The organism is Deltaproteobacteria bacterium (assembly GCA_012522415.1).
Classification (GTDB): Bacteria; Desulfobacterota; Syntrophia; order Syntrophales; family JAAYKM01; genus JAAYKM01.
Genome location: JAAYKM010000122.1, coordinates 1 through 1,696, shown reverse-complemented (window position 1 = coordinate 1,696; position 1,696 = coordinate 1). Strand labels below are relative to the sequence as shown.

Below are 1,696 nucleotides of genomic sequence, written 5' to 3'. Positions count from 1 at the left end.
CTGCTTTTTTTTTAATATGAAACCTGGCTTAACATTCCTCGGTTATATGCCGTTTTTGACAGCTGTCGGTATGCAGCATTCGGCAATTCTTAAATGTCAAATACATCCACGTGTTCTTGTTGTAAAATATAGATGAGGTGATGAAAATGCGTGACGAAGAATACCGCGATTGGTTACAAGGCAAAATATCAAGTCGACCTATTTCAGATAGTATCAGTCGATGCCGCAGGATCGAAGAAGGTTTAAAGTTGAAGCTTGATAAAGAGTATCGAAAAGACGGCGGGCAAAGCCTTGTTGAGCTGCTTGAATACTCAGCAGATGACGAAAGGCTTAACCGCCCGGCACCTTCGGGGATTGATTTTGTCCCTGGTTCAAACATCAGAAATGGTATGGCGTCTTTAAGATCCGCAGCAAAAAAGTAGTTTGAATTCTGCAAATCATACAAATAAGCGAAACCAATACAAACCTTGAGCATCTATTTTAGAATAGGTGCTTTTTTCATGCCCACTTTAAGGAGAGTGATGTCTATGGGAATTCTTCAAGGAATATTCAAGGCGCGTGACAAGCCTAAAGATGCCCTCGGTGGTAGCCGCTACAGCTTCTTTTTCGGTAGCACCAGCGCGGGCAAACCTGTCAATGAGCAGACGGCCATGCAAATGACAGCAGTGTACAGCTGCGTGAGGATATTATCCGAAACACTGGCGGGGCTTCCGCTCCACATATATCAATATAATGCTACCGGTGGCAAGGAAAAACACCTCAAACACCCACTATATAAACTGCTTCATGATGAACCAAATCCTGAGATGACTCCCTTTGCGATTAGAGAAACTCTGATGAGTCATCTTTTATTATGGGGAAACGCCTACGCGCAGATCATTAGAAACGCCCGTGGCGAGGTCGTTGCGCTTTATCCGCTGATGCCAAACAAAATGACGGTCGATCGTGATTCAAACGGTCGGCTTTTCTATTTGTACCAACGCAGTAACGAGGACACTCCCTCCCTCGGCAAAGACAGCCAGGTCTACCTGTCTCCCTCGGACGTTCTTCATATTCCGGGCCTCGGCTTTGACGGTCTAGTCGGTTACTCTCCCATTGCGATGGCGAAGAATGCCGTGGGACTAGCCATTGCCACTGAGGAATACGGTGCGAAATTCTTCGCTAACGGAGCAGCTCCGGGCGGAGTACTGGAACACCCCGGCACCATCAAGGACCCACAAAAAATTAAAGAGTCCTGGAATGCAGCCTATCAGGGCAGCGGGAACTCTCATAGGGTGGCCGTTCTAGAGGAAGGCATGAAGTATCAGCCCATCGGGATCTCGCCGGAGCAAGCACAGTTCCTTGAAACCAGAAAGTTTCAGATCAATGAGATCGCTCGAATTTTCAGGGTGCCACCTCATATGCTGGCTGACCTTGAGAAATCGTCCTTCTCTAACATCGAACAGCAATCACTCGAGTTTGTGAAATACACCCTGGACCCTTGGGTAGTCCGCTGGGAACAGTCCATGTGCCGCGCTCTACTCATGGAGAGCGAAAAGTCAAAGCTGTTCATTAAGTTCAATGTGGATGGCCTGCTACGCGGCGACTATGTGAGCCGAATGAGCGGTTACGCCACCGCACGTCAGAACGGCTGGATGAGTGCCAATGACATCCGGGAGCTTGAGAACCTGGACCGCATCCCAGCGGAACTTGGTGG

General features: G+C 48.3%; 2 protein-coding genes. Both read left to right on the top strand.

Annotation, left to right across the window (positions count from 1 at the left end; all coding sequences use genetic code 11):
• The first annotated feature begins 146 nt into the window (after nt 1-146).
• Nucleotides 147-422, top strand: coding sequence for a hypothetical protein (locus GX147_09575; GenBank protein NLN60927.1), 276 nt, complete (start codon nt 147-149; stop codon nt 420-422).
• Nucleotides 423-527: 105 nt separating this feature from the next.
• Nucleotides 528-1,696: phage portal protein (locus tag GX147_09570; GenBank protein NLN60926.1), on the top strand; the 1,169-nt coding region annotated here is incomplete at its 3' end.

Excerpts from the sequence above, each read along its gene's own strand:
- GX147_09575 (NLN60927.1), top strand. The coding sequence starts at position 147 with ATGCGTGACGAAGAATACCGCGATTGGTTACAAGGCAAAATATCAAGT.